Source organism: Sulfurimonas sp. (assembly GCF_014859695.1).
In the GTDB taxonomy this organism is placed as follows: domain Bacteria; phylum Campylobacterota; class Campylobacteria; order Campylobacterales; family Sulfurimonadaceae; genus Sulfurimonas.
This window is the reverse complement of record NZ_JACUTS010000030.1, coordinates 1-23,909: the sequence shown is the minus strand read 5'-3', so window position 1 is coordinate 23,909 and position 23,909 is coordinate 1. Positions and strand designations below refer to the sequence as shown.

General features: G+C 40.1%; 26 protein-coding genes. 17 read left to right on the top strand and 9 right to left on the bottom strand.

The features are described 5' to 3' along the window. The 5 genes from fabG to accA all read left to right on the top strand — a co-directional run bounded on the left by fabG (position 1) and on the right by accA (position 4,416). On the top strand, positions 1–747 hold the full coding sequence (fabG, locus tag IBX42_RS06985; protein WP_294930828.1) for a 3-oxoacyl-ACP reductase FabG: 747 nt from the start codon (positions 1–3) through the stop codon (positions 745–747). Between the two features lie 19 nt (positions 748–766). Beyond that, positions 767–1,714, top strand: coding sequence for a DUF523 and DUF1722 domain-containing protein (locus IBX42_RS06980; RefSeq protein WP_294930826.1), 948 nt, complete (start codon positions 767–769; stop codon positions 1,712–1,714). Between the two features lie 201 nt (positions 1,715–1,915). Next, a complete protein-coding gene (gene acpP, locus IBX42_RS06975; RefSeq protein WP_294930824.1) occupies positions 1,916–2,143 on the top strand; it encodes an acyl carrier protein in 228 nt (75 codons plus the stop codon). Between the two features lie 104 nt (positions 2,144–2,247). Next, a complete protein-coding gene (locus IBX42_RS06970) occupies positions 2,248–3,465 on the top strand; it encodes a beta-ketoacyl-ACP synthase II (RefSeq protein WP_294930822.1) in 1,218 nt (405 codons plus the stop codon). A gap of 15 nt (positions 3,466–3,480) precedes the next feature. Then, positions 3,481–4,416, top strand: a complete 936-nt coding sequence (gene accA / locus IBX42_RS06965; protein WP_294930820.1) for an acetyl-CoA carboxylase carboxyl transferase subunit alpha — start codon at positions 3,481–3,483, stop codon at positions 4,414–4,416. On the opposite strand, the gene IBX42_RS06960 is transcribed toward accA, so the two are convergent. The 5 genes from IBX42_RS06960 to IBX42_RS06940 all read right to left on the bottom strand — a co-directional run bounded on the left by IBX42_RS06960 (position 4,417) and on the right by IBX42_RS06940 (position 8,803). Then, positions 4,417–5,217 (bottom strand): 3'-5' exonuclease, encoded by an 801-nt coding sequence (locus IBX42_RS06960; RefSeq protein WP_294930818.1) that lies wholly within the window; start codon positions 5,215–5,217, stop codon positions 4,417–4,419. An 8-nt stretch (positions 5,218–5,225) separates the two neighbouring features. Then, positions 5,226–5,813 (bottom strand): phosphoribosylanthranilate isomerase, encoded by a 588-nt coding sequence (locus IBX42_RS06955; protein WP_294930816.1) that lies wholly within the window; start codon positions 5,811–5,813, stop codon positions 5,226–5,228. Continuing rightward, positions 5,813–6,454, bottom strand: coding sequence for a ribulose-phosphate 3-epimerase (gene rpe, locus IBX42_RS06950; protein ID WP_294930814.1), 642 nt, complete (start codon positions 6,452–6,454; stop codon positions 5,813–5,815). The genes IBX42_RS06955 and rpe overlap by 1 nt, the downstream gene beginning before the upstream one ends. Before the next feature lie 169 nt (positions 6,455–6,623). After that, positions 6,624–8,009: a chemotaxis protein CheX gene (locus IBX42_RS06945; protein ID WP_294930812.1), complete on the bottom strand. Its 1,386-nt coding sequence runs from the start codon at positions 8,007–8,009 to the stop codon at positions 6,624–6,626. Beyond that, positions 8,006–8,803 carry an HDOD domain-containing protein gene (locus IBX42_RS06940; protein WP_294930810.1) on the bottom strand — a complete coding sequence of 266 codons (798 nt, stop codon included), beginning with the start codon at positions 8,801–8,803 and terminating at the stop codon, positions 8,006–8,008. The genes IBX42_RS06945 and IBX42_RS06940 overlap by 4 nt, the downstream gene beginning before the upstream one ends. A 176-nt stretch (positions 8,804–8,979) precedes the next feature. On the opposite strand from IBX42_RS06940, the gene rpmB reads away from it, so the two are divergent. The 7 genes from rpmB to IBX42_RS06905 all read left to right on the top strand — a co-directional run bounded on the left by rpmB (position 8,980) and on the right by IBX42_RS06905 (position 15,751). Continuing rightward, entirely contained in the window at positions 8,980–9,168 is a 189-nt protein-coding gene (gene rpmB, locus IBX42_RS06935) for a 50S ribosomal protein L28 (protein ID WP_294930808.1), read from the top strand. Positions 9,169–9,186: 18 nt separating this feature from the next. After that, a complete protein-coding gene (locus IBX42_RS06930) occupies positions 9,187–10,323 on the top strand; it encodes a potassium channel protein (protein ID WP_294930806.1) in 1,137 nt (378 codons plus the stop codon). Then, positions 10,316–11,494 (top strand): bifunctional glutamate N-acetyltransferase/amino-acid acetyltransferase ArgJ, encoded by a 1,179-nt coding sequence (gene argJ, locus IBX42_RS06925; RefSeq protein WP_294930804.1) that lies wholly within the window; start codon positions 10,316–10,318, stop codon positions 11,492–11,494. Before IBX42_RS06930 ends, argJ begins: the two co-directional genes overlap by 8 nt. A 92-nt stretch (positions 11,495–11,586) precedes the next feature. Further along, on the top strand, positions 11,587–12,399 hold the full coding sequence (locus IBX42_RS06920; protein WP_294930802.1) for an SDR family oxidoreductase: 813 nt from the start codon (positions 11,587–11,589) through the stop codon (positions 12,397–12,399). Further along, positions 12,400–13,569, top strand: coding sequence for a cytochrome c peroxidase (locus IBX42_RS06915; protein ID WP_294930799.1), 1,170 nt, complete (start codon positions 12,400–12,402; stop codon positions 13,567–13,569). Then, complete coding sequence (locus tag IBX42_RS06910; protein ID WP_294930796.1) at positions 13,566–15,374, top strand: multiheme c-type cytochrome; 1,809 nt, start codon at positions 13,566–13,568, stop codon at positions 15,372–15,374. Before IBX42_RS06915 ends, IBX42_RS06910 begins: the two co-directional genes overlap by 4 nt. Beyond that, positions 15,371–15,751 carry a thioredoxin family protein gene (locus tag IBX42_RS06905; protein ID WP_294930794.1) on the top strand — a complete coding sequence of 127 codons (381 nt, stop codon included), beginning with the start codon at positions 15,371–15,373 and terminating at the stop codon, positions 15,749–15,751. Before IBX42_RS06910 ends, IBX42_RS06905 begins: the two co-directional genes overlap by 4 nt. Before the next feature lie 7 nt (positions 15,752–15,758). Here the strand turns inward: IBX42_RS06905 and IBX42_RS06900 are convergent, their stop codons facing one another. From IBX42_RS06900 to IBX42_RS06885, 4 genes are read right to left on the bottom strand one after another with little or no spacing between them, the layout of a single operon-like run. Then, positions 15,759–16,373, bottom strand: a complete 615-nt coding sequence (locus tag IBX42_RS06900; RefSeq protein WP_294930792.1) for a TRIC cation channel family protein — start codon at positions 16,371–16,373, stop codon at positions 15,759–15,761. Beyond that, positions 16,374–16,901, bottom strand: a complete 528-nt coding sequence (locus IBX42_RS06895) for a gamma carbonic anhydrase family protein (protein ID WP_294930790.1) — start codon at positions 16,899–16,901, stop codon at positions 16,374–16,376. Positions 16,902–16,903: 2 nt separating this feature from the next. Next, complete coding sequence (locus IBX42_RS06890) at positions 16,904–19,003, bottom strand: RNA degradosome polyphosphate kinase (protein ID WP_294930788.1); 2,100 nt, start codon at positions 19,001–19,003, stop codon at positions 16,904–16,906. A gap of 48 nt (positions 19,004–19,051) precedes the next feature. Then, complete coding sequence (locus tag IBX42_RS06885) at positions 19,052–20,290, bottom strand: apolipoprotein N-acyltransferase (protein ID WP_294930786.1); 1,239 nt, start codon at positions 20,288–20,290, stop codon at positions 19,052–19,054. A gap of 104 nt (positions 20,291–20,394) precedes the next feature. On the opposite strand from IBX42_RS06885, the gene yajC reads away from it, so the two are divergent. The 5 genes from yajC (at position 20,395) to IBX42_RS06860 (ending at position 23,905) form a co-directional block, all read left to right on the top strand. Beyond that, the gene (gene yajC, locus IBX42_RS06880) at positions 20,395–20,661 is read left to right on the top strand and encodes a preprotein translocase subunit YajC (RefSeq protein ID WP_294930784.1); all 267 of its coding nucleotides are present in this window, start codon (positions 20,395–20,397) and stop codon (positions 20,659–20,661) included. Next, positions 20,651–22,216 carry a protein translocase subunit SecD gene (gene secD / locus IBX42_RS06875; protein ID WP_294930830.1) on the top strand — a complete coding sequence of 522 codons (1,566 nt, stop codon included), beginning with the start codon at positions 20,651–20,653 and terminating at the stop codon, positions 22,214–22,216. Before yajC ends, secD begins: the two co-directional genes overlap by 11 nt. Before the next feature lie 2 nt (positions 22,217–22,218). Then, positions 22,219–23,190, top strand: coding sequence for a protein translocase subunit SecF (gene secF, locus IBX42_RS06870; RefSeq protein ID WP_294930782.1), 972 nt, complete (start codon positions 22,219–22,221; stop codon positions 23,188–23,190). A gap of 113 nt (positions 23,191–23,303) precedes the next feature. Continuing rightward, positions 23,304–23,489 carry a PLDc N-terminal domain-containing protein gene (locus IBX42_RS06865; protein ID WP_294930779.1) on the top strand — a complete coding sequence of 62 codons (186 nt, stop codon included), beginning with the start codon at positions 23,304–23,306 and terminating at the stop codon, positions 23,487–23,489. Between the two features lie 77 nt (positions 23,490–23,566). Continuing rightward, positions 23,567–23,905, top strand: coding sequence for a DUF6394 family protein (locus tag IBX42_RS06860; RefSeq protein ID WP_137013803.1), 339 nt, complete (start codon positions 23,567–23,569; stop codon positions 23,903–23,905). Positions 23,906–23,909 lie beyond the last annotated feature (4 nt).

The window sequence follows — 23,909 nt, the reverse complement described above, 5'->3', positions numbered from 1 at the left end:
ATGAAATTTAGCGGAAAAAATGTTTTAGTAACGGGTTCAAGCAGAGGTATCGGTGCAGAGATTGCGAAGGTTTTGGCAACATACGGACTTAAAGTTTGGATTAACTACAGAAGCGGTGCGGCAGAAGCCGATGCTATAAAAGATGCCATAGAGGCGGCAGGCGGAAGCGCGGCAGTTATCGGTTTTGACGTGAGCGATGAGAATGCGTTTGTAGATGCAATTAAAACTATCGTTGATTGTGATGGCGAACTATCGTATCTTGTAAACAATGCCGGAATTACAAACGACAAACTCTCCCTTAGAATGAAGAGCGAAGATTTTATGTCGGTTATAAATGCAAATCTTCTCTCATGTTTTGTGGGTTGTCGTGAAGCCATGAAAGTTATGAGAAAGAAGAAGTTTGGCTCGGTTGTAAATATCGCTTCAATAGTTGGCGAAACTGGTAATGCAGGACAAACTAACTACTCTGCAAGCAAGGGCGGAGTGATTGCAATGACAAAGAGTTTTGCACTTGAATCAGCAACTAGCGGTATCCGCTACAACACGATTACTCCGGGCTTTATCGCAACAGAGATGACTGATGTTTTAAGTGATGAGATAAAAGAGAGTTTTACCTCTAAAATCCCGATGGGTCGTTTTGGAAATCCTGCTGAAATAGCAGAGGCAACGGCATTTTTACTCTCAGACCACTCAAGTTACATAACGGGCGAGACACTGAAGGTTAACGGCGGCATGAACATGGCGTAAGCCAAAAAAGGAACAAGTGATGAAAATAGCAGTGTCTGGGTGTTTGCTCGGCGAGAAGGTTCGATTTGACGGCGTACATAAACATGACAGGTTCGTGACTGATGAGCTTGGTTGTTACGCCTCTTTTGTTCCATTTTGCCCCGAAGCCATAGCTTTTGGCATCCCAAGACCATCTGTAAAACTTGTAAACAGAGATGACAATATTGCTGTTGTCTCAAACAAAGACGGAAGCGATTTGACGCAAAAACTTCTTGAGAAATCTTATGAGGAAGTTCATAGAATAGCAGACGAGAAGCTGGGCGGCATTATATTTAAATCCCGCTCTCCAAGTTGCGGTCTTGGAAGTACTGTGGCATATCTTGAGAACGGCTTTGCAGGCTCAAAAACCGACGGTGTTTTTGCGAGCGTTTGTAGAGAAAAATTTCCTCTTTTGCCGATGGAAGAGGAGGGGAGGCTTCAAGATGCGTGGCTGAGAGAAAATTTTATTATGCAGCTTTTTGCGTATGATGCGATAGAGAAGTTAAAAGAGAACAAACCGACTATGAAAATATTGGTTGATTTTCACATAAGAAACAAGTTTTTGCTTCAGGCAAAAGATGAGAAGCTCTACAGAGTGCTTGGCAATATTGTAGGCAATCATGAAAACCTCACTTTTGGTACGCTCTTTGCAAACTACGAACAGAACTTTAAAGTTGCAATCGCACAAAAAAGTTCTATAAAAAGAAATAGAAACGTACTTGAACACATGAGCGGTTTTTTTAAAAACGAGCTAAGCGGAGTTGAAAAAAAGGCGCTTCATGAACAGATAGAAGAGTATGCAAAAAAGATAGTTCCCATCATCGTTCCTCTTAGCACTATAAAACTCTATGCAAAAAAGCATAAAATTGCCTATCTATTAGGGCAGACATTTTTAGAGCCTTACCCAAAAGAGCTCGCACTTCGTTCAAGCCTTTTAAGCTCAAAATAAAGTGCAAATATAGAGAGGATTATTCAACTCTCAATATTGTCCACAAAGAAGCAAAAGCAAGAGTGTTGAACTACTATAAAAAAATTTGCACTAAAATCAAAAGGCTTTGAAAAGCCCTATTTTTTATCTTTAGATACCTAGTTTATTTAAGATAAATATGATACAATTACGAAATTTTAAACATAAAACATAGGAGCTAGAATGGCACTTTTAGATGATATTAGAGAAGTAGTAGTTGAGCAATTAGGCGTTAACGCTGATGAAGTAAAAGAAGACGCGAAGTTTGTTGAAGATTTAGGTGCTGATAGCCTTGATGTTGTTGAATTAGTAATGGCACTTGAAGAGAAGTTCGATATCGAAATCCCTGATGACGAAGCAGAAAAAATTCAAACTGTAAAAGACGTTGTTAACTACATAGAAAGCAAATAATCGTCTAAAAATCTACCGAGGGCTCTCGGTAGGAAATGTTTTTTAGTGGTCAGCGTAATTTCTGGCTTTTAAAAAGTATTTTATATTTTTTTACGGAGATTTTAATGAAAAGAGTTGTAGTTACTGGTTTGGGCATGATAAATGCAGTTGGAAATGATAAAGAGAGTTCTTTTAAAGCTATATGTGAGGGCGAATGCGGAATTGACACTATCACTCTATTTGATCCAGAAAATTACAGCGTAAAAATTGCAGGCGAGGTAAAAGATTTTGATCCATCGACGGTTATGGAAGCCAAAGAGGTTAAAAAAGCCGATAGATTTATCCATCTTGGATTAAAAGCTGCACAAGAGGCGATGGCAGAAGCTAGCATACCTGAAGACACAGACATGGATAGATTCGGCATAAGCGCTGGTTCTGGTATCGGTGGTCTTCCCTCTATAGAAAAAAATTCAATTATTATTGAGACAAAAGGTCCAAAAAGAATAAGCCCGTTTTTTATCCCGGGTGCTCTTGTAAATATGCTTGGCGGCTTTGTCTCTATCGCACATGGAACAAAAGGTCCAAATCTCTCAAGCGTTACGGCATGTGCTGCTGGAACTCACGCAATAAGTGAAGCAGTAAAGACAATTATGTGCGGCGGAGCAGACAAAATGTTGGTTGTCTCTGCAGAGTGCGCAATAACGGGTGCAGGCGTCGGCGGCTTTGCTTCAATGAAAGCACTCTCAACAAGAAATGATGATCCTAAAAAAGCTTCTCGTCCTTTTGATGCAGACCGTGACGGTTTTGTTATGGGAGAGGGTGCGGCAGCACTTATTTTAGAAGTGTATGAAGATGCAGTGGCAAGGGGTGCGCATATATATGGCGAGATAATAGGTTTTGGCGAAAGCGGAGATGCCAGCCATATTACGACACCGAGTCTTGATGGTCCAACGCGCGCTATGAAAGCAGCTTATAAAATGGCTGGCGAACCTAAGCTTGACTACGTTAACGCACACGGAACAAGTACTCCGATAAATGATAAAAATGAGACGGCTGCAGTTAAAGATCTTCTTGGTGGCAAAGAAAACTGTCCTCCGATGAGTTCTATAAAAGGGCAAATCGGTCACTGCTTAGGCGCTGCAGGCGGTATAGAGGCTGTTGTATGTTTGATGGCAATGCGTGATGGAATCATTCCTCCGACTATCAACCACGAAACTCCTGATGAAAATTGCGATTTAGACATTGTTCCAAACAAGGCTAGACGCGCTGAACTAAATACTGTTATGAGCAACTCTTTTGGGTTTGGTGGAACAAACGGCGTTTTAATATTCAAAAAAATCTAAGTATAAGGATTTAGTTTGGCAACATATTTAGACTTTGAGTATAAGATTAAGTTTATTCAAGAAGATATCATATCCGCGCAGGTTCGTCATGATGAGCTTGCTCTTGAGAACCTCCAAGAGAACCTTGACAAAGAGGTTTCAAAGATATTCAACAATCTCTCTCCATTTCAAAAACTTCAGCTTGCTCGTCATACGGACAGACCTTATGCACTTGATTATATAAATTTGCTTATGAGAGACAAGTATGAGATACACGGCGATAGACACTTTCGTGATGATGCTGCAATCCTTTGCTACATGGGCTATATTGGAAATGAAAAAGTCATGGTTATCGGTGAGCAAAAAGGTCGCGGAACAAAAAACAAGATAAAAAGAAATTTTGGTATGCCGCATCCTGAGGGGTATAGAAAAGCTCTTCGTGCAGCAAAGCTTGCCGAAAAGTTTAATCTTCCTCTGCTGATGCTTATAGATACTCCGGGTGCATATCCGGGGATTGGAGCCGAGGAGAGAAATCAGAGTGAAGCGATTGCTAGAAACCTTCTTGAGCTCTCACAACTTAAAACACCGACAATCTCTGTGGTAATCGGAGAGGGCGGAAGCGGCGGTGCTCTTGCTATCGGTGTTGCAGATAAATTTGCTATGATGAGATACTCGGTCTTTAGCGTTATCTCACCTGAGGGATGTTCTGCAATTTTATGGAACGACCCTACAAAAGCGGAAGCGGCAACAAATGCTATGAAGATTACGAGCGAAGACCTAAAAGAGTTAAATCTTATAGACGACATTATTGCAGAGCCGCTTATCGGCGCACATAGAGATAGAGACGGCGCTGCTGCGGCAATTGGCGAGTACTTTTTAGAAGAGCTGGCAAAACTTCGCAGTGTCTCTGAAGAAGAGAGAATGCAAACACGATACAATAAACTTGTAGGCGTTGGAGCTTACAGCGAGTAGTTACTTTTGACTCTCAACTAGTAGTCGGGGGTCAAACTTCGGTCTTTTAAGCATTTTTCCCTCCTTCGAGAACTTTATAATATCCTCAACACTTTTTATACTCTCATCCAAATTTGCAAGCGATAGTTTAAAAAGTTCATATGTAGTAAGCACATCGCTCATTGCTCTGTGGTGTGTTGCACTTGGATGGAGGCTAAATGACTCATTTAGGTAGGAGAGCGCATATCTGTAAGATGCAATGGTTCTCTCAGCCAAAGAGAGTGAACATAAACTTCTATTTAAAAGAGGTGCCAAACCCACTTTTTGAATGCTTTGTGAGATGAACTTGTAGTCAAATTTTACGTCATGGGCAACAAAAACAGAGTCTGCTAAAAAGTTTTTAAAATCATACATGACATTCTTTAGAGCCGGTGCATCTTTCGTATCTTCGACAGATATCCCGGTAATTTCGGTAATATGCGGGTTTATCTCTTTACAGTTGACAAGAGAATCAAAGGTACCGATAATTTCGTTGCCTTTGATTTTTAGGGCGGCAATCTCGATTATTTGGTGTTTCTCTATTTTTGAACCGTTTGTCTCAATGTCTACTATACAGAAGGTAGCATCATGCAGTGGCATAAATTTGGTAGCAAAATAGAAACTCCCTTGCTGCTTTAAAATCTCCAAACCTTGAGAGTGCCAAAGTTCTAAAAGAAATTCTAAATCTTCATCTATCTGCTCTTTAAGGCTCTTTGGAGAGAGTCCTTTTGAGGAGAGTTTATGGATACTTTTTGCATCTAAAGAGAAGTCGTTACTAAGCATCTGTAGGGTTACTTTTTTGCATTTTTGATAAATTCTTTGACTTTTAAAGCATCTTTTTTACCATAAGAGAGTTCAACGCCGCTACTTACATCGACGCCATAAAAGCCATATTTTTTTAGAGCCAAGACATTCTCAGGGGTTAGCCCGCCTGCTAAAATAATCTTGGAGCAGTCAATATTTTCAAACCAATCGATATTTAATCTCTCTCCGCTTCCGCCGTAACTCTCGCAGTAGGCATCAACCAGTCTGTACTCATCACTAAATTTTAAAACATCTTTAGCTTCTTTTGCACGAACAACTTTTATATATGGGACAAAAAGTTGCTCATAAAGTTCATCCGGGGCCCCAAAGTGAATCTGAGCCAGAGTTGCTCCCGCTTCTTGGCAGTAGGAGTTGATAATCTGTGCATCGCTGTTTACAAAAAGAGCGACTTTCTCGACAAAGGGAGGAAGCCTTTTTATAATCTCTTTTGCCTCGCGCGGTGAGATGTATCTAGGGGAGGCTTCATAAAAAACAAAACCTAAGGCATCTGCGCCGGCTTCTATTGCCGCCATTGCATCCTCATAAGATGTAATCCCGCAAATTTTACAACGCATTATACTTTTAAACTCTCTATCGCTTCTTTTTTGTTTGGGTGGTTAAATACATAGCTTCCCGCAACCACAATATCCACGCCCGCATCTTTTAAGAGATGAATGTTTTTATCACTTACTCCGCCATCAACTTCTATAAGGCAGTTTGGGTTTAACCTGTCTCTCATGGCACTTAGTTTTTTTGCTTTAGGAATTACGCTCTCTATAAAACTCTGACCGCCAAAACCAGGATTGACGCTCATCAAAAGAACCATATCCAAATCAGCTAGCAGGTACTCTACAGACTCGGGAAGCGTGTGAGGGTTAAGAACAATCGCAGGCTTTATACCAAGTGAGCGAATTTTTTGGATGAGTCTGTGCGGATGCTTCTCCTCTTCTATATGAAAAGATATATATTCAGGTTTTAAAGGGGCAAAAAGGTCAACAAAAAAGGTGTTGTTCTCAACCATAAGATGTATATCAAGCGGTTTTGTGGCGCACGCAGCAATAGCGGAGACAACAACGGGACCGATTGTCAGGTTTGGAACAAAGTGACCATCCATTACATCTACATGAACAAAATCACAGCCGGCTTCACAAATTGCTTCGACATCTCTTTGCAGGTTGCCAAAATCAGCGGATAAAACGCTAGGAGCTACTTTCATTAGGTTTCCTTTTTTCACTGATGTTACGCATTAAAACGAACGCGTCCGTTTTAATGGCAGGGACTGAAGTCCCTGCAACCCACTGAAGCTACGAAAAACAAGTTTTTCGAGAACTACAAAGTATGTAAGCTCAGTTCTTTAATTGTGAAATTGTACTATTTTGTATCTTTTATCTTGTTAAGAAAAATATGAATTTATCATCATTAAAAGAGAGTTCTACCTGAACGCCTTTTCTGTTCTCAACTACTTCTAGAAGGCTAGCTATGTCTTGATAGGTTCTTGGAAGAGTTATATTTACGGATATATCTTCATCTGCAAGCAGAGATTTTATCTTTCCGCCTACAATATTGACCAGCTCTGCCAAAGTATCCAAAATCATCTCAATATCATCTGTATCTTCGCCTATAAGAAGCTCACACGCTTTCCTCGCAATGCCGGATGGGAAAACCAAGACCACCATTCCGTCCATATCGCCGTAGTAGCCAATGGAGCTTGCAATTTTGCCCTCTTTTTTCTCTATTGTTAGGTTTTGAACAGCGGCTGACTCTTTGTGCGCTTTTGAATTTGTCATCATCTCTATGGTAACGGCTGCCGCATTGATAAATTTTGGAAGCTCCATCACCGTCTCTTTATTTAAGACTCGTTTGTTTTTTATGTTTGCAGCACTTGAGGCCCCGAGCTCCTTTAAAAGCTCTTTGTTTTGAAGTATATCATCCATGTGTCTGTAAAAAATAATTCCGGCATCTTCCATATTCTCTTTAAATGAGATTGGAGTCTTATCAAACTTCATCCCTACAAAGCAGATCGTCGCATTGTATTCGGCTGCTGAAGATGAGAGTTTTGAGAAGAAGTTTAGCGCATGTATGTTCATGCTGATGACTTTATATGCGTCAAAAATAAATAGTCTGAAGCCTACATTTAGAGAGTTGTTATGGTACTCTATATTGAAGTTGTCGCTTATCTCTACATCTAAAAATGAGGAGATGGTATAGATGATAGCATTTCCGCTTACTCTTGTCGCGACCTTTTGCCCCATCTGACCTAAAAATGTCGAATCTATGACATATTCAAAAGCACTCTTTTTCTCGTTATACTCTTGCAAAGATTTAGCAATTGTAGGGCTGTGACCGTTGTCATGTAGTTCAATCGCGATAGCAGAGCGCTGCGACTTGTCATCGCTGTGGACCAAAACAGTTTTGTTCTGATTTTTGTAGCTTGAAGAGAAAAGATAAGCAATCTCAAGAGTTTTAAAGAGCGAAAAGTTTGTGTCATCTTTGTAAAATCTCATGATGGCAGCATACTTATTTTCATCATAGTCGCAAAATCCGACGGTTGCACTGTTGCTTTTGCGGATTTTAGAAAAAAGTTTTATAAAAATATCCAATCCGTTTCGGTTAAAAAAGACAACACGCTTCAGTGAAACCAAGATCATATCTACTTTGAGTTTTGTGGTTGCCTCTACGTCTTCCATGTTTAGGTAAGTTGCCGCATTGTTGCCATCAAGAAAACCCTGCGGGGAAAATGTTGCTATACCATCTTTAACTACGGCCTTCATTCAATCTCCATAAGCGAGGAAAACTCTTCATATATATCGTTGATATATTCAATTTGAAAATCAATAAAATCATTGAGTCCAGCTTCAATAAAGAGCGGATTTGAGAGCTCGTAAAAGAGAAGGAGATGCATCCATTTCCCCAAAAGGTTTATCTTTTCATCATCTGAGGGTTTTACGCCCGATGCTGCTTGGACTATCTTAGAGATATTCTCATTCATCTCCCATTTTTTAGCAATCTGGGAGCAGATATCAAAAAGGTCAATGCCGCAAAGACGGACTAGAATGGTGTTGTAATCAAGTGCTTTTGTGCTTCGCAAAAGATTTACGTCTGCTATCTTTTGGTTAAAAAGAGCTTCGGTTACGATAATGCTTGCAGGAAGCAGACTGACCGCCGCATATATCTCTTTATCCTCAATTTTTAAATGCTCCAGTATAATCTGCCATTTCTTTGAGAGATTTGCTTGAAGTTCGTAAAATAGGTGCGAATTGAGTTTAAATAAAATCCATTTCTTTGGACTCAAAAGAGATATCATGTAGTTGTAAACATTCTGCTGCGATAGCGAGACACCAAGAATACCAAATATTTGAGATATATCGCTGACCTCATTTTTAAACCCGTAGATAGGTTTATTGACTATGTTTTTCAGGTACGCCTTGAGGGCTAGGCCATTTTCTGCAACTTTTGCGGCTTTTGATAACTCTCCTGCTCTGAGCAGTGCAAATGTCTCATTTAGAACTTTCGGTTCGGGCGGAATTTTTTCTATAAAACTATTTACTTGCTCTTTTGTTATCATAATCTCGCTGCACAATGTTAATTTTGCTTATTTTATCTATAAACGTATAAAACAAATATAAAAGGGTCTTCTGCTCTGTTTTCTAATACATACTCCATGCTTTTACTTAAGGAGAAGTTTTGTTTAGGCTTGATATAATTCGCAACTTTAATCAAACCTAACACAAGGAAGCTAAAATGGCAAGAAGATGCGCTATAAGCGGCAAAGGCCCAATGAGCGGAAACAATGTTTCTCATGCTAAAAATAGAACTAAACGTCGTTTTTTGTTAAATCTTAGAACAGTACGTATCACTTTAGACGATGGTACAACTCAAAAGATTAAAATCTCTGCAAGAGAGTTGCGCACACTTAAGAAAAACTCTTAAGAGTAGCAGGAAATCAGTTTGAATCTCTTAGAGAAGATTCGAAAATTTCTACACTGGGAGTCATCTCCCAAACCCCACATAACGCTCAATAGTGAGCTCTATTCCCAATTTTTACCATTTAGAACACCGCTAATACTAGTCCAGATGCTCATGCTTATAGGGACTTTAGGTTATATCTATATTGAAGATTACACCATAATGGATGCAATTTTTCAAGCCGGATATACCTTTACTACGGTTGGATTCGGCTCCTTAAAAGAGGGTGAGTTTTCAGCAGCCGGACAGATATTTACAGTAACCCTTATTATTTTGGGTTTTACCGTATTTACTCTTGCAATCGGTATTGTTGTTGATGTTGTAGGAAAAGGGAATCTTAGAAGAATAGTAAAGGAGAGAAGAATGCTGTATAGTATCGCAAGGCTAAAAAAGCACTTTGTCGTATGTTACCACAATGAGTATACTCTTGAAGTGACAAAGGAGCTGAGAAAAAATCATATACCTTTTGTTGTCGTTGATCCGCGTGAAGAGATACATCAGTGGGCTGAAGAGCATAACTACACGACATATTTAAAAGCAGAACCGCATGCGGAGCTTACCATGTTAAAAGCACATCTCTCCTCCGCAAAAGGGCTTATTACTCTCTCTAATACGATATCTGACAATATCGCCCTTATAGCCTCGGTAAGACTTTTTGAAAAAGAGCACTCTCTTCCAAGACCATACTATGTCATCTCTTCTGCAGTAAGTGCAAGTGATGTAGATAAGCTAAAAAAACTCGGAGCCGATACGGTTGTCTCTCCTACTAAATTAACGGCTCAAAGAGTAAGTGCCATGGCGGCACGTCCAGACATGGAAAACCTCTTAGAGGAGTTTTTGTATACAAGCGACAATCCGCTTGATATGGAAGAGATAGAGGTGCCTAAATATAGCTGGGCAGTTCTTAAAAAGCTAAAAGAGACACATATTAGAGAGATTACGAATACTTCCATAGTCGGTATTACAAAAAAAGATGGAAAGTTTATGACTATGCCAAAGGGTGATGTCCTAATAACTAGTGAGTGTAAACTCCTTGTTATAGGAACGCAACGTGGTATCAACACTACAAAAGAGCTCTTAAGAAGAAGAGACAAACCTAAGGAGTTGAAATTTGTATAACATACTTTATTCACAAGGCGGAGTCTGCGCAAGTGATGGTTTTTTTGCAGATGGTGTGAGCGCCGGGCTTAAAAAAGATTATGCTAGAGATATGGCATTTATCTATAGCGAAGATGAGTGTGAAGTGGCATCCGTTTTTACGACAAACAAAATGTGTGCGGCACCGATAAAACATTTTCGCTCAATTGGTAATTTTAAGACAAATTTTGTTCTCATAAACTCCAAAAATGCAAATGCGATGACGGGTCAAGCGGGAGTTGAAGATATAAAAGAGGTGCTCTCTTTTTGCCCATCAGAAGTCAAAAATCCTATCATGAGCTCAACCGGCGTAATCGGTGTGCGACTTCCAAAAGCAAAGATAATCGATGGAATGAAGCTTTTTGATTTAACAAAAAGAGATTCTGCAGCTGCTTCAAAAGCTATTATGACAACGGATACTTTTGCAAAAGAGGTCGCCCTCAGGGTTATTTTGGATGACGGAAGCAGCTTTGGTATGGGAGCTATTGCAAAGGGTGCAGGGATGATAAACCCTGCCATGGCAACGATGCTCTGCTTTATAACAACGGATGCAAAAGTAGCAAAAGAAGAGATGCAAGAGCTGCTTGATGAGGTTGTAAAAACTACTTTTAATGCCATAAGCGTAGACGGCGACACCTCTACAAACGACACTGTCTTGGTTTTGGCAAACGGCAGAAGCGGTGCCTATGAGAGAGGGGCTTTCAAAGAGGCGCTCTTTAAAGTAATGCACTTTTTAGCTCTAGAGATGGTGCGTGACGGCGAGGGTGCTACAAAACTAGTCACTTACAAAGTAACGGGTGCGAAAGATGATAGAGAGGCTGAGATAGCGGCAAAAGCACTCTCTGATTCGCTTTTGGTAAAAACTGCACTATTCGGAGAAGACCCAAACTGGGGCAGAATAGCTTCAACGGTCGGGGCAAGCGGAGTTGAGGCTTATGAAGAGAAGCTTAAAATTTCGTTTGACACCCTTTGTGTTTATGACAGAGGCGAAATCCTTTTTGACGCAGAGATGGAGAAGAAGTGCGCAGTCGTGATGCAGCATAAAAAGTTCACTATCTCTTGTGATCTAGGCATAGGCGAGGGAAGCTTCAAAGCGTACGGATGCGATTTAGGACATGAGTATGTGAAGATAAATGCGGACTATAGAACATAATAGTTATATTTAATCAAAAAAATTGACATGAGAGGTTGATTGATTACTCTTTTTTGCATATACTTTATGACAAAAATTAGAGGAGTCTTATCATGTCAAAAGTAGTTTTAATCACGGGTGCAACATCTGGAATGGGTGCACTCTCTTCAAAGTTTCTAGCAGACAACGGATACACTGTTTACGCAGGCACGAGAGACGAAAACGCACCGCTTGGTGATGGCAATCTTAAAAATATTTATATAGACGTTACAAAAACAGATAGTATTAAAAAAGCAGTCGATACCATCATTAAAAATGAGGGCAAGATTGATGTTCTTGTAAACAACGCAGGTTACGGTCTTTTAGCAACGCTTGAAGAGGGAACTGATGAGGAAATATTCAAGCAGTTTGATGTAAATGTATTTGGGCTTATCAAAACGACAAGAGAAGTTCTTCCTTACATGAGAGCAGCAAAGAGCGGCGTTATCATAAATATTAGCTCATTTTTAGGCAAAATGGGACTTCCGCTACTCTCGCACTACAATGCATCAAAATATGCCGTTGAGGGAATTGTGGACTCTCTTAGATTTGAGACGCTTCCTTTTGGTATACGTGTGCATTCGATTCAGTCGGGACTATTTGGAACAAACTTTGTCAAAAAAGGTCTAGTCGCCAATGCGCAGACAACAAGTGAGAACTCGCCATATAAAGAGTTGGTAGCCCACTTTGTGCCGATTGTGGCAAAAGCTATCAATGAAGGTCCTTCTCCTCAACCTATTGCAGATGCAATCAAGATGATTATCGAAGATGAAAATGCTCCTATCGCCGTTCCTGTCGGCGCAGAAGCTACGGCATTTGTGCCAATGAGAAAAGAGCTTAGTGATGAAGAGTTTGAGCAAAAAGTCAAAGAGACGTTTAGTATCTAGATGAAAAAGCTGCTCTTTTACTCTCTTCTCATCGCCATAACTGCGCTAAGTACCTTAGTTACGATTGCATTTGTATTGCCAAGCAAAAAGGTTCCAAACTACAGTGATGAGAAATTAAGAGAGTTGGCTTTGAGCAAAGGCTTAAAACCTCTTCCGGCCTCGTTTGATAAGTTGGTGGAGCTTGTAGATGACGTATCTAATCCCATGACGCATAAAAAAATTGCATTGGGAGAGGAGCTGTTTTTTGACACAAATCTCTCAAAAACAAAAACAACAAGCTGTGCTACATGTCACTCTTTTGATAAAAATCTTAAAAACAAAGGTGCAATGCTGACAATGCTTGCGCAAAAAGATTCAAAGATTACCGATTGCGCGGCTTGTCATCTGCAAGATCAAAGCGGAGTCGATAGATTTACTTTTGCGCAGGGCGATGCCGGAGTGATGCACCCCAATCTTTTAAATACCCAAAGCATATTAAACGTCGGTTTTGCAAAGCATTTCACATGGAGCGGTGAAGTCAGCAGTATTAAAGAGCAGAGCGAGAACTCTTTTAGGGCTGACTATAAAATGAATATGAATCCGCAAGAGCTTGAACTAAGACTAAAAGAGAGTGCTAAGTATAGCGAGATGTTTAGCGAGGCTTTTGATGATGGCATATCTTTTGAAAATGCCGCAAAAGCGATAGAGACATATGTGAAAACATTGGTAAGCAGAGCGCCGTATGACCGTTTTTTAGAGGGTGAGAACTCTGCTATAAGCAGTGAGGCAAAGAGAGGTTTAGCAAATTTTATAAGTTTTGGATGTAAAGGGTGCCATAACGGTATAGCTTTTGGTGGCCAGAGTATTCAGAGATTTCCGCTAAGAGAGTTCGCACAGCTCTACGACATAAAGCCAGATATCGAGACTCTCCATAGAGCATTTCCTTTTGAAAATAGTGGTGGCTTTTTAGGAAAAGATAACGGGCATCTCTTTCGAGTTCCCATACTTAGAAATGTTACAAAAACTTCGCCCTATTTTCATAATGGAGCTGTTGCGAAGATAAGAGAAGCCGTAAATATTATGGCCAAACATCAAATAGGGCTTAATCCCACTTTGGAGCAGATTGATGAAATCGTGGCATTTTTGAGAACTTTAGAGGGCGAAATAGTAGATTATGAGGAGCAAAAATGAGAAGATTTTTTGTAAAAATTGCTCTATTTGCGATGTTTATAAGCGGTATTTTTATGTATGAGCTATTTGGTCTATCATGGGAGAACTTTAGAGTTATTCAGCCTCTGCATATTGTAGGCTCAATTTTGATAATGCTCTTTTTTATGAACTCATTTATATATAGGCATATCCGAAGATACTTTTTTATAAAAAAGATAAACAGCATGGAGGGGTGGCTTCTTCTTTTTGCTTTTGTTTTGGTTACCTTTAGCGGTTTGTATCTCTTTTTGGTTGGTAACCGCGGCGGAGACATGCTTGGGATACTCTCTTTTAATATCCACCTCTTTGGGTCACTCGCTTTAGGAGCACTTTTTTTATGGCATATATTAAGAGCAAAGAGTCAAAATGTACAATCGATGGCTCTGCTTGTTCCGATTTTATTGGCGTACCCATCTCTTTCATACAGCAAAATCACGGAACTTTCACTTTTGGAGATAGAGAAAAAAGCCAATAGTTACCACAGCGAAGACTGGACCAACTCTGCAAAGTGCAAATCGTGTCATAGCGAGATATTTGAGCAGTGGAGCAACTCGAACCACAAACATATGGCAGGTTCAAACCCGTACTACATGGTTATGGAGACGCTTGCAGGAGAGGTTGAGGGGCAGGAGTTTCGCAAATGGTGCATGAGCTGCCACAATCCAAGCGCTCTTTCTTTAGGGCATCCAAAAACAACGCATGCAATGGATGGCAACTTTGTAAGCAACGAGCATTTTGAAAAGGGTGCGAAAACGCTTCTTGATGACTTTGAAGAGCATGGCAACTTTAGGGTTGAGGAGGGTGTTTCATGCATCACATGTCATCAGATAACGGAAGCCTCTAGCAAAGGAAATGCTTCTTTTACGCTCTCACTAGAGCGGCAGAAATACGCATTTGAAGATAGTGACTCAGATTTGGGACGCTGGTTTAGCGAAAAACTGATCAATGCAAATCCTGATATACATAAAAAAAGCTACTCCAAAGAGTTTTACAAAGAGAGCCGCTACTGTGCCTCATGTCATGATGAGTTTCATCCGCAAAACGGTATGAAAATCGTCTCTACTTTTAAAGAGTGGGAGAAGTCTCCCTTTAACAATCCAAATGACAAGAGCAAGCATAAAAACTGTGTAGATTGCCACATGACCTACTTGGAAGATGGAAAATTTGCACCACTAAAGGGTGTTTCAACTGATGGCGGTGTCCTCAAGGATGACGTTAAAGTTCACTACTTTGCAGGTTCAAACCACTTTTTGGTAGGACTCAGAGACAAGGCGCATGAAGAGCAGACCCTGCAGCTTCTTAGAACCTCTGCAAAACTTGACATGGATATAAAAGAAGGAGTTTTAGAGGTAGGTGTAAAAAATGTGGGTGCCGGACATCATCTTCCTACAGGAGTGGCTGATTTTAGAGAGTTGTGGCTTGAGGTTGAGGTCAAAGATAGAGAGAGCAGAGTAGTTTTCTCAAGCGGCAAACTAAAAAAGGATGGAAATATAGAAGATGGAAGCAGACTCTTTCAGAAGGTTTTCGGGGATGAAGAGGGCAAGCCTGTAGGACTTCTTTTTTGGAAGTATAAAACGCTTCTAAGTGACACGAGAATACCGGCAGGAGAGAGAAGGGTAGAGAAGTTTGAGATGAGTAAAGAAGCTCTTTATCCGCTTCATGTTAGCGTAAAGCTCAACTTTAGAATCTATCCGCAGTGGGTTACCGATGCCGTAAGAAAAGTATTTCCCGTTATTTTGAACCCAAATGTTGTCGAGCTTGTAACTGAGCAAAAAGAGTTTAAGTGAAGATTTTTTTCGCTCTGTTTATAATGGTGGTGGCGCTTTTTTCAGACCATATAAGGTGGCAAAATGATTTTGATGCAGCGTTGTTTAAAGCAAAAGTGCAGAAGAAAGAGTTACTGCTTTTGGTCTTAAAAAAAGAGTGCGCAGCGAGTAAAAAGATTTTTGTCGAGGTCTTTAGTGACAAAGAGGTGCAAAAAGAGGTAAGCAGAAAATATATAGCCGTTGTCGTCTTTTTCGAGCATGAAAACAGCTACCCGATAGAGCTTTTTTACACACAAACCTTCCCGAGCCTCTTTTTTGTCTCAAGCAAGGATGAGTCATATCTGCAAAAGCCTTTAAGAGGCTATTTTACGAAAGAGGATGTTTTAAAAAGTCTTTAAAAATCTTCTACCAACCAACCCTTGGCAGATGCCACCCTCTTTTATAGGCTAAAAGTCTTAGCACTATGCTAAAGAGTGCGGTTGTGAGGATACTAAACTCATTAATAGCGTCAAAAATGTTAAGTGTGCCTAAGATAAGCGCTACAATAACCGCTATAGAGCCGTAAAAGTCACTGATAAGCACTGCTGGGACTTGGTTTATCATGATGTCTCTTGCTACTCCGCCGCCGACTGCGGTAATGAAGCTTAGAATAACTATACCGAAGAAGTTAAACTGCGCATCTATCGCCATAAGCGCACCCGTAATGCTAAATGCAACAAGCCCTATGGTGTCGCTTACTACAAATATCCATCCTCTCTCAATGGAGTCTTTTTTATAGATTTTAAAGATAAATACCAAAGTGATTGTAATCGTTAGCGTTAGAGCGGGATGCAGATATGTAAAGGCAAAGGGAGGCGCGCTTAGGATTGCATCTCTCACTATACCCCCGCCTAAGGCTGTGAGAGTTGCCGCTATAAGTATGCCGAGTATATCAAGATTGTTTTTTATGGCGATTAAAAAACCGCTTATTGTAAAAGCGGTAATACCGATGATATCTGCAAATATAAAATACTCAGGCATCTATTTTTGGTAGTGAGATTTAAACTCTACATAGCGCGATGCAGAAGCGTAGAGCTCAGCTACCTCTTCATCACTCAGCTCTCTGATTACTTTTGCAGGGCTTCCCATGATGAGCGAGCGCGGCGGGAAGATTTTGTTTTTTGTCACCAATGCGCCGGCCCCCACGATTGACTCTTTGCCAATAACCGCGCCATCAAGAATGGTTGCGCTCATGCCGATGAGACATGCATCTTCTATGGTGCATCCATGAAGCATAACGCGGTGTCCTATTGTCACATCATTGCCTATGATTGTCGGGTGTCCGTCACTTTTGTCGGCTTTTTTATAGTGTGTTACGTGTACCATGCTGAGGTCTTGAATACTTACTCTGTCGCCTATTGTGATGTAGTGAACATCGCCTCGCACAACCGTTCCAAACCAGATAGAGCAATCCTCTCCGCAGGTAACATCGCCTATGACATCGGCAGAGGGCGCTATCCAGCTGTTTTTTCCGATTTTAGGGCTCATATCTTTGAAATCGTAAAGCATCGCTACACCTCCTCTTTAAAGATATTTGCCATAAGCTCTTGAACCAAAGGAGCGCTCTCTTTGGGAGAAGCTTTGGCTATTTTGTTTGCATAATCCTCTAAAAGAGTATGGCTGTTAATATTTTTTACACGATCATTTTTTATCTTTTTATAAGAGCCGTCACTTTGGAGTTCATGCGCCAAAGTATTGTCCGCGCATTGAAGTCTAAGTATCTGGATAGTCTTCTCTTTTGCTGTTTTGTCTTTAATCGCTGTCAAGAGCTCTATGCGTCTCATAAGATTTCTTGGCATCCAATCGGCACTAGAGATATAGACACCTGCTTCATCGTTTTTAAAGTAGAAAGTTCGTGAGTGCTCAAGATATTTTCCAAGTATGGAGATAACTCTGATGTTCTCGCTTACTCCTTCAATCCCCGTTTTTAAGCAGCAGATGCCGCGAACTATAAGATTGATTTTAACGCCCGCTTGACTTGCTTTGTAGAGGGCTCTGATAACATCTTCATCAACAAGAGAGTTTAGTTTTGCGATAATCTCTCCGTTTGCACCTTTTCTTGCTTCATTTTGGATAAGCGAGAGAACTTTTGGTTTGATTTGTGAAGGTGACATATAGAGCTCGTCAAGCTTCCCTTTTTTGCTAAATCCTGTCAAAAAGTGAAAAAATCGTGTCATGTCGCTTGTTATCTCATCTTTTGAGGTGAGATAGCTCATGTCGGTATATATTTTTGAGGTAGCAGGGTTATAGTTTCCTGTTCCTAAATGAGCGTACTGCTTAAGTTTGCCGTTTTTTCTTCTTGTGATGAGCGTTGCTTTTGCATGTACCTTAAAGCCCTTGATGCCGTAGATAACATGTGCACCCGATTTTTCAAGCGCCTTTGCCCAGATAAGGTTGTTCTCTTCATCAAATCTTGCTTTAAGTTCAACCATTACGGTTACCTGCTTGCCTGATTCACTCGCACTCATAAGTGCTTTAACGATTGGCGAGTCTGTTCCTGATCGGTAAAGCGTCATCTTTATTGAAACGACATCAGGGTCTTTTGCAGCTGTTTGAATCAGTTTTACTATGGGGTCGAAACTCTCATACGGATGGTAGAGCAAAACATCTTGCTTCTCTAAAGTAGTAAATATATTTTCGCTGTTATCGAGCGGAGGAAGCGTTTTTGGTTTAAACGGCTCTGTTAAAAGATGGGCAAAATGTTTGTTTGAGACTATCTGCCAAAGACTTGAGAGGTTTAAAAAAGTATGAAATTTATAGATGTCATCTTTGTAGACGTTTGTGTGGCGATTGAAAAAGTTTACAATCTCCTCATCACCGTCACTTCCGACCTCAAGTCTTACCATAGCACCTTTTCGGCGGAGTTTTAATCCCTCTTCTAGTATCTCCAAAAAGTCGTCTGCCTCCTCCTCTTCAATCTCTATATCGGCATTTCTAGTAACTCTAAACGAGGCAAATTTTATAAGTGTGTAACCGGGAAAAAGATCCTCAACATGTTCGGCAACCAAGCTCTCTATAGGAACATAGATATCATATTCAAGTTCTATAAATCTCTCCAAAACTCTAGGTACGCGGATGATTCCAAATCTCTCGATAGCTGTGTTATCGCTGTCTTGTAGTTTTACGATAAGCCCGAAGCTAAGGTTGTTTAAGTGCGGAAAAGGGTGTGTCGCATCAACGGCGATAGGGATGATTACTGGGTAAATATTTTCATTGAAATATCTGTTTAGATAGTGTCTTTGGTGCTGGTTTACATCTTTGTAGAGCTTTATGCTGATGCCCTCAGACTCAAGTTTTTTTAAAATCCCGTTCATGCAGTGCTCAACTACCTGCTGCTCTTGATGAAGGTATTTTCTTATCTCTCTAAGTTGTTCAAGAGGCGTGAGTTTATCGGCACTAGAGACTATAATGCCTGCGGCAAAAAGCTTTTTAAGTCCGGCAACTCTAATCATGTAAAATTCATCTAGGTTTGTTCCATAGATTGCCAGAAACTTAAGACGCTCTAGAAGAGGAAGTGACTCATCCTGCGCCTGTTTTAAAACTCTTGTGTTAAATTGAAGCCATGAGATTTCGCGATTGTTGTACAGGCTTGGATTTTTTAGATTTATCATTATAAATCCTCATAAAATAAAATAAGGTGCAATTATATCGAATAAAGGTTACTTTATGATTCCACTACCCTTGTAGTTTGTACTGTGATAGATTGTAGCGCCGTTTTTACGAGCGTAGTATCTAATAAGCAGTTTTTGCAGAGTCGGCTCAATTGAGGGGGCAAACCAGGCATTGTTGCTCATGGCAAGTACAAAATCCACATCTCCCTCGTAAATCTCCTGACATGTAGCCTCGTAGCAGATGGCATTTCTAAACTTTACTCCTTTAATCGTAAAGTCAGTCGGTTCAGTTGCTGTTTTAAAATCGGATGCGCCGCCAAAAAAGATCTCATTAATAAAATCTTGTGCAAATTTTGGAAGTGGAATATACTCTCCAAAAGGAACCAAAACCAATTTTTTTGCCACTTCAAAATTACCGTTATCAAACATATAGGTTACATTGTAGTTCATACCATCTTCGCTGAGTAGTGCTCCCGCAACAATGGCTATATCTTTAGAGGCTTTTGTTAGTTCATCAAAAATGACGGGCGCTCGGTTCATAAAAAATGGAAAAACAGATTCAGGAAACACGACTACGTCATATCCATTTTTTTTAGCCGCTCTAATCTCTTTGAAAATCAGCTCAATAGTGGGGGAGAGGCTCTCTCTTAGCCACTTTTTCTCTTGCGGTATGTCGGTTGTTACAAGTTTTATCTTAAGCGGTGCTTCTTTTTGGATAGGGGGAGCAAAGTTTATACTAAGCAGAAGGAGTAAAAGAGGAGCATAAGTGTATGGTTTTTTTATGTAAGAGGGTGCAGCGAGAGCGGCAAGTATTAGGGCAAATTGGTATTTTTGAACTCCAAAATAGCTATCTACAAAGAGAACTTCCATCTGCAGCCAGTTAAAATCAAAAGGCTCTATAAAGCTAAGAGCAAAGAGCATTAAAGCTCTTATTGCCGCACTGTTTGTAAGAGCTAAAACCCCAAAAAAGAGCATGTATACAAGCGCAAAAAGGAGAGTGATTATAGGTTCCATATACCCTACGTTGTTATATTTAAAGCTATAACCAATCCAGTAGAACCATAAAAGACCTATAAAAAAACCGGCTACCAAAGAGGCTCTTTTTGGGATATACAGAAGAAGAGCCAAGGCAAAAAGTCCAAAGAGGGTATTTATGAACTTTATAGTTATACCAAAGTGCTCCAGATAGAGAAAAGCGCTGAAAAAAAGTGAGGTTATGACTCCGCATATCAAATCAAAAAGTAAGGGATTGTAGTTGTCTCTGATGGAATGGATTTTTTTAATCATTTTTTAGCGCTCTATTTTTTGGTGTGAATTATAACACTATTCAGTCTTTTATTAATATAGTTCTTGTATAATCGCCGCAATTTACTCAAAGGAAACCCATACTCATGGAAATAATAAGTCAACTACTCCCGTTTATAATCTTAATTGCGATTATGTACTTCATAATCATTCGCCCGCAGCAAAAAGCGGCAAAAAGCCATAAAGAGATGTTAGAATCTCTAAAAAAAGGCGATAAAATAGTTACAATAGGTGGAATCATAGCAACTATATATAAAGTTGAAGATCAATTTTTAAGTATTAAAATAAATGATGATGTAATTGTAAAAGCAACAAAAGATGCCGTTGCTAGAAAGTATGAGGATGAAGCTTAATTATCGAATAACCCTGTTTGCTCTTGCCATAGTTTTTGGTATATTTTTCTCTGCACCCTCTCTTTTTCAGATGCAAGACGGGAAAAAAGTAACCTTAGGTCTTGATCTTCAAGGCGGACTCCATATGCTTCTTGGTGTAAAAACCGAAGAGGCACTCAAGTCTAGAATTAAGTCGATTGCAGCAAGCGTCAAGCACTTTAGCGAGAGAAAAGACATCTTAATCGATACGCTCAGTTTTGATGAGGATGGCGTTACTCTCACCCTTTTGGACAAAGATGATGTTAAAACTATTCAATCTTTTTTTCGTGAGATTGAAGGTGCCATTGTGGTTGTCGTAGATGAGAAGATCTCTTTTAGCCTTAGTGATGAGGAGATTTTAAAAACTCAGCAGCAGGCAATTTCTCAAGCTATTGAGACGATTAGAAACAGACTTGATCAGTTTGGTCTGAGTGAACCTGTAGTTGCTCGTCAAGGCGAGGAGAAGATTCTTGTCCAGTTAGCCGGCATAAAAACCACAGAAGAGGAGCAGCGTGCTCGTGAGCTTATCTCTCGTGCCGCAAAACTCGAACTCATGGCAGTGGATGAGGATAGAATAGCAAGAGTTTACAGTATGAGCCAAAGTGAGGCAGCATCATACGGAGACGTTATTTTAGAAGATGCAGCCAATCCGAATGTCAAACATTTGGTTCGTGAGATTCCAATCCTCGACGGTTCAATGCTAACAGATGCCAATGTAGGATTCGATGAAAATAATCGTCCTTTGATTAGCTTTTCACTAAATGCGGAAGGGGCTGAAATATTCGGCGACTTTACCGGAAGAAGTGTCGGAAAACGCTTAGCTGTTGTTCTCGATGGCAAGGTTTACTCTGCTCCCGTCATCAATGAGCGTATCGGCGGCGGAAGCGGGCAGATTTCAGGAAACTATAGCGTCTTAGAAGCAAAAGATTTGGCAATCGCTCTTCGCTCAGGCTCTCTTTTGGCTCCAATCTATCTTATGGAGAAGCGCTCTGTTGGACCTAGTTTGGGCGCTGACAGTATTAAAGCTAGTTTAATTGCGCTTGTTGGCGGATTTGTATTAGTTATAATCTTTATGGTGGTTTATTACAGAATAGCGGGCATCATAGCAAATATCGCTTTGATTGCAAATCTCTTGATTATCTTGGCTGTTATGAGTCTTTTTGGGGCAACTCTTACCCTTCCTGGAATGGCGGGAATAGTTCTGACCGTCGGTATGGCGGTTGATGCGAATGTTATCATCTCTGAGCGTATCCGTGAGCTTATACATGAGGGGAAATCTATTCATAAAGCCATAGAAGAGGGGTATGCAAATGCCATGAGCGCTATTTTGGATGCAAACATAACGACGCTTATAGCCGCTGTCGTTCTTTACGCTTACGGAACGGGTGCTATCAAAGGTTTTGCAATTACCATCAGCATAGGAATACTTGCTTCAATGCTTACGGCGATTCTTGGAACGCACGGAATCTATGAGATACTAGAGAAGAGAATACAAAAAAGTAAAAACAACCTTTTATGGTTTGGAATTAAGGGTTAATTATGGAATTTTTTAAGTATACAAAAACCTTTAATTTTATGGGCAAGTCAAAGCTGGCTATGGTCTTATCGATAGTTTTAGTGCTTGGCTCATTTGTTCTCTTGGCAACAAAAGGTCTTAACTACGGTGTCGATTTTGCAGGCGGGACGATTGTTCAGGTAAAGTATAACACCGCTGCTCCTATTGATGAGATGAGAGAAAAGCTAAAGAGCAACACTATTTTCGAGGGCGCTTCAATAACGGAGTTTGGCTCCGAAGATGAGGTTGTTATCCGTATGAGAACAGCAACTGGGGATGTAGTCGTCGATGTTGGGGATATTACGCGTGAGGCTCTTAGGGGCACGGGAGAGTTTGAGATTCGACGTGTCGATATTGTCGGCCCAAAAGTGGGTAGCGAGCTAAAAGAGAAGGGAATAATGTCTCTGATTTTAGCCGTTATAGGCATCTTAATCTATGTGGCATTTAGATTTGAGTGGAGATTTGCCGTCGCTTCTATAGTTGCACTTGTTCATGACATCTCAATCGCTCTTGGAGCGATAGCTCTTGTTGGACTAGATGTAAATCTTGACGTATTAGCTGCGCTTCTGACTATTTTGGGATACTCCCTAAACGATACCATAATAGTATTTGACAGGATTCGTGAGGGTGTCGTTAAGGGTAGAGATGTTGAACTCTCAGAGATAATTGACAACTCTATCACAAAAACTTTGGCTAGAACAACACTCACTTCACTTACAACTTTCTTTGTTGTATTTACGCTCTTTATGTTCGGCGGCGAGATCATTCATGCCTTTGCATTTACTCTTTTAGTGGGTATTGTTGTAGGAACATACTCATCAATCTTCGTTGCCTCTCCGACACTTCTTCTTTTTGGTTTTGATGTGAAAAAATACCACGTCAAGCTTGCCGAAAAAGCAAAAAGAGAAGCGGAAAAAGAGAGAATGAGATCGCAGTTTGAATCAGGCATGATGTAAACTATCCACCCCTTTCTCTGAGCTTTTGCTCAGAAAGCCTTTTTTTTAAAAGCTCATTACACTTTGGTTACCTAATAAAGCTACAATTGTTTATCACAAAAAAGGAGTCTATCATGAGTAATGTTTCAATTTCAATATTTTTTCTGTTTGTAGCTTTTTGGGTCTACTCTATCATCTCTGTGTACAGAGCAAAGTTTAAAGAGGAGAAGCAGAAAACCTTTTGGTTAATAGGTATTGTTTTTGTTCCACCTTTAGCATTTTTTTACCTCTTTATGAAAAAAAACCTGCTTCTGAAATAGGCTATATAAAGACTTCAGTCGCTACTTAAGATACTTTTTGTATAATCTTGCCAATTAATTTAAGCAGAGGTGTCGGTATGGATTGGGGAAAAGTAATATACGTGTTTTTTTCATTGATGAGTTTAACATCAATTGCAGGTTTTTTATATGAGCATAGTGCTGTCGCGCTCTTTGTGGCGGGCAGCTTAAATCTTGTCTCTACATTTTTGAAAATTGGTGTGAGAAATCTCCTTTCCGCTGAACTTTTAGCTTCCTCTTTAGTAGCAGATTTGCATCTTATTCCGGCATTTATCTATCTAGAAGTCGTTGGAAATCTAGAGTGGGCTATAGCTTTGGCAATAGGAGCTTTAATTGCAAATCTATTCTCTGTCGGACTTGTCTATATAGAGAGTTCTAAAAATCGTGAAGAGTATTAACTGA

Excerpts from the sequence above, each read along its gene's own strand:
- fabG (WP_294930828.1), top strand. The coding sequence starts at position 1 with ATGAAATTTAGCGGAAAAAATGTTTTAGTAACGGGTTCAAGCAGAGGT.
- IBX42_RS06980 (WP_294930826.1), top strand. The coding sequence starts at position 767 with ATGAAAATAGCAGTGTCTGGGTGTTTGCTCGGCGAGAAGGTTCGATTT.
- acpP (WP_294930824.1), top strand. The coding sequence starts at position 1,916 with ATGGCACTTTTAGATGATATTAGAGAAGTAGTAGTTGAGCAATTAGGC.
- IBX42_RS06970 (WP_294930822.1), top strand. The coding sequence starts at position 2,248 with ATGAAAAGAGTTGTAGTTACTGGTTTGGGCATGATAAATGCAGTTGGA.
- IBX42_RS06960 (WP_294930818.1), bottom strand. The coding sequence starts at position 5,217 with ATGCTTAGTAACGACTTCTCTTTAGATGCAAAAAGTATCCATAAACTC.
- IBX42_RS06955 (WP_294930816.1), bottom strand. The coding sequence starts at position 5,813 with ATGCGTTGTAAAATTTGCGGGATTACATCTTATGAGGATGCAATGGCG.
- rpe (WP_294930814.1), bottom strand. The coding sequence starts at position 6,454 with ATGAAAGTAGCTCCTAGCGTTTTATCCGCTGATTTTGGCAACCTGCAA.
- IBX42_RS06945 (WP_294930812.1), bottom strand. The coding sequence starts at position 8,009 with ATGAAGGCCGTAGTTAAAGATGGTATAGCAACATTTTCCCCGCAGGGT.
- IBX42_RS06940 (WP_294930810.1), bottom strand. The coding sequence starts at position 8,803 with ATGATAACAAAAGAGCAAGTAAATAGTTTTATAGAAAAAATTCCGCCC.
- rpmB (WP_294930808.1), top strand. The coding sequence starts at position 8,980 with ATGGCAAGAAGATGCGCTATAAGCGGCAAAGGCCCAATGAGCGGAAAC.
- IBX42_RS06920 (WP_294930802.1), top strand. The coding sequence starts at position 11,587 with ATGTCAAAAGTAGTTTTAATCACGGGTGCAACATCTGGAATGGGTGCA.
- IBX42_RS06915 (WP_294930799.1), top strand. The coding sequence starts at position 12,400 with ATGAAAAAGCTGCTCTTTTACTCTCTTCTCATCGCCATAACTGCGCTA.
- IBX42_RS06910 (WP_294930796.1), top strand. The coding sequence starts at position 13,566 with ATGAGAAGATTTTTTGTAAAAATTGCTCTATTTGCGATGTTTATAAGC.
- IBX42_RS06900 (WP_294930792.1), bottom strand. The coding sequence starts at position 16,373 with ATGCCTGAGTATTTTATATTTGCAGATATCATCGGTATTACCGCTTTT.
- IBX42_RS06895 (WP_294930790.1), bottom strand. The coding sequence starts at position 16,901 with ATGCTTTACGATTTCAAAGATATGAGCCCTAAAATCGGAAAAAACAGC.
- IBX42_RS06890 (WP_294930788.1), bottom strand. The coding sequence starts at position 19,003 with ATGATAAATCTAAAAAATCCAAGCCTGTACAACAATCGCGAAATCTCA.
- IBX42_RS06885 (WP_294930786.1), bottom strand. The coding sequence starts at position 20,290 with ATGATTAAAAAAATCCATTCCATCAGAGACAACTACAATCCCTTACTT.
- yajC (WP_294930784.1), top strand. The coding sequence starts at position 20,395 with ATGGAAATAATAAGTCAACTACTCCCGTTTATAATCTTAATTGCGATT.
- secD (WP_294930830.1), top strand. The coding sequence starts at position 20,651 with ATGAAGCTTAATTATCGAATAACCCTGTTTGCTCTTGCCATAGTTTTT.
- secF (WP_294930782.1), top strand. The coding sequence starts at position 22,219 with ATGGAATTTTTTAAGTATACAAAAACCTTTAATTTTATGGGCAAGTCA.
- IBX42_RS06865 (WP_294930779.1), top strand. The coding sequence starts at position 23,304 with ATGAGTAATGTTTCAATTTCAATATTTTTTCTGTTTGTAGCTTTTTGG.
- IBX42_RS06860 (WP_137013803.1), top strand. The coding sequence starts at position 23,567 with ATGGATTGGGGAAAAGTAATATACGTGTTTTTTTCATTGATGAGTTTA.